The organism is Bradyrhizobium sp. P5_C11_2, assembly GCF_054049755.1.
On the sequence record NZ_JBFULT010000516.1, the window covers coordinates 1 to 5,454 of the forward strand.

Here is a 5,454-nt window from a genome sequence, read left to right on the forward strand (position 1 = left end):
CCCGGTCACGCCTTCCGCGAGCACATCTGGAACATGGGTGCGCGCCCCGCGATCCCGCCTCAGCGCCACGAGACCCCCGTCGCCTGCCCGGACTGGATCTACAACAATCGCAATCAGGTCGAGCGCCTCTGGGCGAGGCTCAAGGAATAGCGTGCCATCGCAACCCGCTACGAGAAAACCGCCACAAGCTTCATGGGTGTCCTGTCCCTCGCCGCAGCCCTCGACTGGCTCAAGCGATGACACGCCCTAGCTGCGCCTGATTTTCTATCCAGAGGTAGCCGGGCGCTTTCTTTGGGATGGTCTCAACATGAGCCTGATCGGATTGCAGGTCGGGCCATGAGTAAGGCCGATCGCACGGCCATGCGACGCGATGGTTCGTCGGCCTCGCTATCCGCGATCGTCGCGAGCGCGGAGGCGTGGGCGGCAACGGCCGCAGCTAGATCGAGGACGTGGTCTGGCCCGATAGGGTAAACCTGCGTGGAGGGCTCAGAGAGGTAGACGTCAACCGCTGAACCGACCTCTTCGATTGCGATGCGCTCGTCGGTCACGAGATCCCAGAGCGTGGCACTATCCAACATCGGCTGCGCTCACCCCTTCCGCTCCCGGAAGCGGATCCCGGCCCCGCCGCCGTTCTCGGGGATGAATTCTAGGCCGGGTGTCATGACGACAGGGCTCAGGTGAGCAGGACCGCGATAACCGCGGCGCCGGTGCAGTAGCTCAGGGCATCCTCGATGCCGATCGTCTCCAGAGCTTTCACGGCGCTGACGAAGACCATGGCTGTGCCAAAGGCCACGAGGCGACCGCGGGCGGTTCTCACCCGCTCGACGCATCAGGGGTGCCCTCCTCGCGGATGCCGAGCCATTCCAGCGCAGCCGGACGCGATTTGAACAGGCGCCGTTGGGATGTGAAGGGCGCGGGCCGATCGGTGGCGGGCACCTCGTCGAGCAAGTCAACCAGCCACGTATCGCTTGGGCCATGGCGATAGACGCTGCGCACCAAGCCCGCGATCACGACGCCGTCCAGCAACACGTCGTAGCTGCCGGGTGCGAGCTTTTCGACGGTGTAAGCCATGGCTGCCACGCACTCAGGTTTCTACGCTGCAAACCCACCACCCCGACGCAAGATGCACGGTCCTGTTCGGCCATGCCGTGCCGCAGGGCTCACCCACATGCGGCGTCGCGCCGTGGAACGTCATCGACCGCGCTGCCTTTCCTGCCGGTGCGGTCGGCCGCCACCGCCGAGCCTCAACCCGGGGAGGGCATCTCATGCTGAACTTCTATCGAGGGCTGGCGACGCTTGTCGCGCTCTTCATCGCGGGACCGGCTTTTGCCCAGGGCAAGCCCCTGGCGCCGCCGGCCAGCGATGCGATGCCACCAGTGGAACTGACGATCAGCATGAAGGATGGCAAGCCGGTCTGTGAGCCGGCCGAACTCCGTCTTCCTGCCGACACGAACGTCGCGCTGAACATCGTGAGCAGCGCCGATGCGCCAGTCACGATCACCGCGCCCGGTCAATTCGAGAACGGCTTGGTGCTGCATGCCGACGGCGATCTCGTGCATGTCGCCAGCGAGAAGGGCTACACCGTCAAGCAGAACGGCAAGGGTACGCTGCGCCTGCGAACCATGAAGGCAGGGCAGGAGGAGTACGCCTGTACCAGCACCCGTAACGCCGACGCGCCGTTCAAAGGCAAGCTGGTCCTGAGCCCGCCCGCCAACTGAAACCACGCCCTCCGGTGTAGACATGCGCGACGTCACGTCCGAGAAGGATCTCAGCGTCTACTACGATGGCAGCTGCCCGCTCTGCCGCGCCGAGATTGACCATTACCGCCAGTGCGCAGGGGCCGATCGGCTCGCCTTCGTCGATGTCGGTCGTGATGCACCTGCGCCGGCGCTCGGGCCCGACCTCTGCCGCGAGGCCGCCCTGAAGCGTTTCTACGTGCGCGCCGCGGACGGTCAGCTCGTCTCCGGCGCAGCTGCGTTTGCCCGCCTGTGGCGGACCTTGCCCGGCCGGCGCTGGCTCGGCCGCTTGGTCGACCTGCGGGTGCTAGGCTTCCGGCCCGTACTGCCGATTGCCGAGCTGGCCTACCGCCTGTCTCTTCCGCTGCGGCCCCGTCTGGCCCGGCTGGTCGCACGGCGGCACTGAGGCGTGGCGGCAGATGGCGACACGCTGCGTCCACTACGTCGGCTTCCGGGATTACCGGTACTGGAATGCCTTCAGGATCTTCGGCGGCCCGCGGGTGATCCACCACCGATGGGACTTCTACGCGAACCGCGACATCGGCCCTGACGACATCGTGGTCTTTGCCGAAGGCGATGAGACACAGCCGGTGGCCGAACGCAACGCCACCGACATTGATGAGCGATGGCTGTAGCGGCACATACGTCGGCCGCTCGGCCCCGCCGCTCGATCTGATCACGGGCTGGCGGGGCTTGGCGCCGTTCCTCACGACGCGGGGCTAAGTACGCAACGCGGCCCGAAATGCAGGATGGGGGAGGGCGGTTAGCCGAGCATCAACAGTCGGCCACGAGACGAGGCCGGAACGGGAATGATCAGGCGCTCTTCAGGTTGGCGGCGCTCTCCTTGCCGCTGCGCCGGTCGTTCTCGACGTCGTAGGAGATCTTCTGCCCCTCGATCAGGTTGCGCATCCCAGCGCTCTCGACGGCCGAGATGTGGACGAACACGTCCTTACCGCCGCTGTCGGGCTGGATGGCCTTGCGTAACGCCGACACAGCAACCGCGCGGCCGGGACGGAAGTGCGCTTGCGCGCGGCATAGCAGGTTCATCAGCCCGCCCTGGCTCAGCGTCAGGCCGAACAGGTCGGAGAGCGCCGCCTGCAGCCGCTCATAGGAGAGCGCCTGGAACGTCTTGAGATACGTCGCCACCGCATGCAGCCGCGGGCCAAACGGCGTGCCGCGGGCCGCCTCCGGCACCGGCGCGACGACCCGTGTCCCGCAACTCGGGCAACGGACCGCGAGCCGGCGGTGCTTTGTGACGATCGGCGCCACCGCGGGCAGCTCGATCTGCTCAGAGACGCTGACGACCTCCACCAACAGCGCCGTGTTCAGATCGCCGCCACAACACGCGCACGCCGCGGGACGATGATCGACCACCGCGTCCGGATCGTCGCTCAGGACCCGGCTGTGGCCCTCGTGCCCCGGCTTGGCACCACCGGGCTTGGATTGCGCACGCTGTTCTTTGCGATCCATCGCCGGCGGCTTGGACGAGGTGCGCGAGGTCTTCTCTGGTCGCTGCAGCCGCAACACCAGCTCGATCAGCTCCTCGCGGCTCAACCGCTCAAGATCGCTTCGACCCATCCCACGAGGGAATCAGCGAAATCGGCGGCGCGCAAGGGCCTGGGTAATTACCCAGGATGCCCCTGGTCCTAACGGTCCTCCCGTTTGAGGCGCGGTCCTAAGCATTTGGAATACGTGGATAACGCCGAGTCTAGGCATCGGAGGTATCCTGCGCGCGCTAGAACCCGTGAAGCATCGATGAAAGACTGCTTTCGTTGGCGCCCCGTACCGCGAGTAGGGGCAGAGGCTGAGCTTATGGCAATCCTAGGACGCGCCGTCGGGTACGCCTGCGTCTGGCGAACGAAGACTGCGCGTGAGGCTCGGCTGGTGTGGCGCTGCCCGCCTGCAGATCGGGTCATTCGCTGGATCGGGCGCGCCGGTCGGAAGTGCGCAGGCTCGGTTCAGGAAACTCCTGCCGAACCTGCATCGACGCCTTCCCGGGACCGAGCCGGCAACGTCGTCACGCTGACCTGGGCTCAGACCTACGGCCGTCCGACGCGGCGAAGCCGATAGTCGGCGCGGCGATCAGGACGCTTTCCGTTTGACATTCTGACGCTCGGCCTGACCGCCGGGGCGACCGAGGCCAATCGCTCGCGCGAGTTGTGAGCGCTGCTCGGCGTAGCTCGGGGCGACCATCGGATAGTCGGCGGGCAGGCCGTAGCGCTCGCGGTAGCTGCGCGGGTCGAACCCGTGGCTGGTCAGGTGGCGCTTGAGCGTCTTGTAGGTCTTGCCGTCGAGGAAGCTCACGATGCCATCGTCTCGAACCGACTTGCGGATCTGGGCTGGCGTTGGCTTCTGGACCTCGGCGTCCGGAGCCGCGGCACCTGAGCCACCCGCAGTGGCCAGACCGGAAACCGCCCCGTGCACCTTCGCGATCAGGGCCGGCAGCTCGGCCGGCGGCACGGGGTTGTTCGAGACGTAGGCTGAGATGATCTCGGCGACCAGCTCGGTAAAGTTGAGACCGGCTTCTTGTTCTTCCTCGTTCAAGGCTTTCGCTCCTGTAGTTGCCCAAGGTTTTCGGCGATGATGCATATGTGCCGCAAAAGCAAGTCCTATAATCCATTTGCGCGCAATCGATCAGATTATCGATATGAACTCTGTGTGCCCTCAACGCATGCTTAGACAGCGGAGGATATATCTTAAATTTATTCTAATTTTGCCTGGACAGACCACTGACTCGCGGCGGCGAGAATACACGAGAGCGCCTCGGCATCGCCGCACGTCTCGAACGCGCAGGGAGCGACGCGGGAGCACAAGAGCGTGATCAGGAAGCTCGCAGGAACCGCTCCGCCTCCTGCTTGGGTCCGCTTCCACCCCGATTGAGCCGGTCATACATCGCCTTCCCCGGCTTGAAGTGGATCTTGGTCCTGGCTTCGGCCATCACGGCTTCGCCCGTCTTTGGATTGCGGGCGGCGCGCGCATCGCGCTCGCGGACCTCGAATGAGCCGAAGCCGCGCAGTTCGACCCGGTCACCCTCCGCTAGCGCCTCGGCGATGCGGTCGAAGATGGCGCGGACGAGCGCCTCGACGTCCTTCTCGTAGAGGTGCGGGTTCTGCTTCGCGATGCGGGTGACAAGCTCGGACCGGATCATGCCGGCATAGGAACGCCACTTGACGATCGCGGCAAGATCGAGCCCTGACGATCCGCCCACAACGTTGACTTAACCGTGCCGCCCGGCCGACATGGAGCGTTACGGCCTGACCCGCTGCGGCGAGTCGTGGCCGCCATTCAAGAGACCATCGCCGCGAGATAGACCCTGAAAAGCCAACAGGCCCCCGTCGCCAAACGGGGGCCTGCTGAAAACCTGGGGCCTTGTGGGGCCGATGTCACGATCCCCCACAAGCCATAGCTCCCACCCGGGAGTCAAGACGGAACCTGTTTCCGTCAACAGGAAGGCTTTGCCTGGACCCTAACTGTTCAGTCCCGAGGTGAGATGGGTTGGGTCGTATCTGAACCGGCCTGGGTCGTCTGCCCAGGCTCGGCAGGTCGCTTCGTATGGCGTGAGGCCGCGTAGGGTCTTGAGCCGCCGGGCGAAGTTGTAGGCATCCAGGAAAGCGGCGAGGTGTTCCCGCAGTTGGTCGTGGCTGTCGTAGTGGTAGCGCTTGACGGTCGCGTCCTTGAGGGTCCGGTTCATGCGCTCGACCTGGCCATTGGTCCACGG

The 5,454-nt window shown here is 65.3% G+C and carries 8 protein-coding genes and 2 pseudogenes; 4 read left to right on the plus strand and 6 right to left on the minus strand.

Translation table 11 applies throughout. The features are described from left to right. Positions 1-240 (plus strand): annotated as a pseudogene (locus ACXJL8_RS32640) (transposase); the annotation flags it as partial. Positions 241-813: 573 nt separating this feature from the next. Here the strand turns inward: ACXJL8_RS32640 and ACXJL8_RS32645 are convergent. After that, entirely contained in the window at positions 814-1,071 is a 258-nt protein-coding gene (locus tag ACXJL8_RS32645) for a hypothetical protein (RefSeq protein WP_456686268.1), read from the minus strand. Positions 1,072-1,265: 194 nt separating this feature from the next. On the opposite strand from ACXJL8_RS32645, the gene ACXJL8_RS32650 reads away from it, so the two are divergent. The 3 genes from ACXJL8_RS32650 to ACXJL8_RS32660 are packed head-to-tail and all read left to right on the plus strand — an operon-like array spanning position 1,266 to position 2,371. Continuing rightward, positions 1,266-1,718, plus strand: a complete 453-nt coding sequence (locus ACXJL8_RS32650; protein ID WP_456686269.1) for an anaerobic typically selenocysteine-containing protein — start codon at positions 1,266-1,268, stop codon at positions 1,716-1,718. A 22-nt stretch (positions 1,719-1,740) separates the two neighbouring features. After that, positions 1,741-2,142 (plus strand): thiol-disulfide oxidoreductase DCC family protein, encoded by a 402-nt coding sequence (locus ACXJL8_RS32655; protein ID WP_456686270.1) that lies wholly within the window; start codon positions 1,741-1,743, stop codon positions 2,140-2,142. A gap of 13 nt (positions 2,143-2,155) precedes the next feature. After that, on the plus strand, positions 2,156-2,371 hold the full coding sequence (locus tag ACXJL8_RS32660) for a hypothetical protein (RefSeq protein ID WP_456686271.1): 216 nt from the start codon (positions 2,156-2,158) through the stop codon (positions 2,369-2,371). A gap of 178 nt (positions 2,372-2,549) precedes the next feature. Here ACXJL8_RS32660 and ACXJL8_RS32665 read toward each other — a convergent pair whose 3' ends face one another. From ACXJL8_RS32665 to ACXJL8_RS32685, 5 genes and pseudogenes are all read right to left on the minus strand, one after another. Beyond that, a complete protein-coding gene (locus ACXJL8_RS32665) occupies positions 2,550-2,729 on the minus strand; it encodes a cold-shock protein (RefSeq protein ID WP_456686274.1) in 180 nt (59 codons plus the stop codon). Next, positions 2,709-3,314, minus strand: a pseudogene (locus ACXJL8_RS32670) (IS66 family transposase zinc-finger binding domain-containing protein); the annotation flags it as partial. The pseudogene ACXJL8_RS32670 and the gene ACXJL8_RS32665, both read right to left, overlap by 21 nt. A gap of 504 nt (positions 3,315-3,818) precedes the next feature. Continuing rightward, positions 3,819-4,280: a MucR family transcriptional regulator gene (locus ACXJL8_RS32675; protein ID WP_456686272.1), complete on the minus strand. Its 462-nt coding sequence runs from the start codon at positions 4,278-4,280 to the stop codon at positions 3,819-3,821. A 277-nt stretch (positions 4,281-4,557) separates the two neighbouring features. After that, the gene (ihfB, locus tag ACXJL8_RS32680; RefSeq protein ID WP_456686275.1) at positions 4,558-4,884 is read right to left on the minus strand and encodes an integration host factor subunit beta; all 327 of its coding nucleotides are present in this window, start codon (positions 4,882-4,884) and stop codon (positions 4,558-4,560) included. Between the two features lie 318 nt (positions 4,885-5,202). Continuing rightward, positions 5,203-5,454, minus strand: a 252-nt coding sequence (locus ACXJL8_RS32685; protein ID WP_456686273.1) for an integrase core domain-containing protein, incomplete at its 5' end; no start/stop codon positions are given.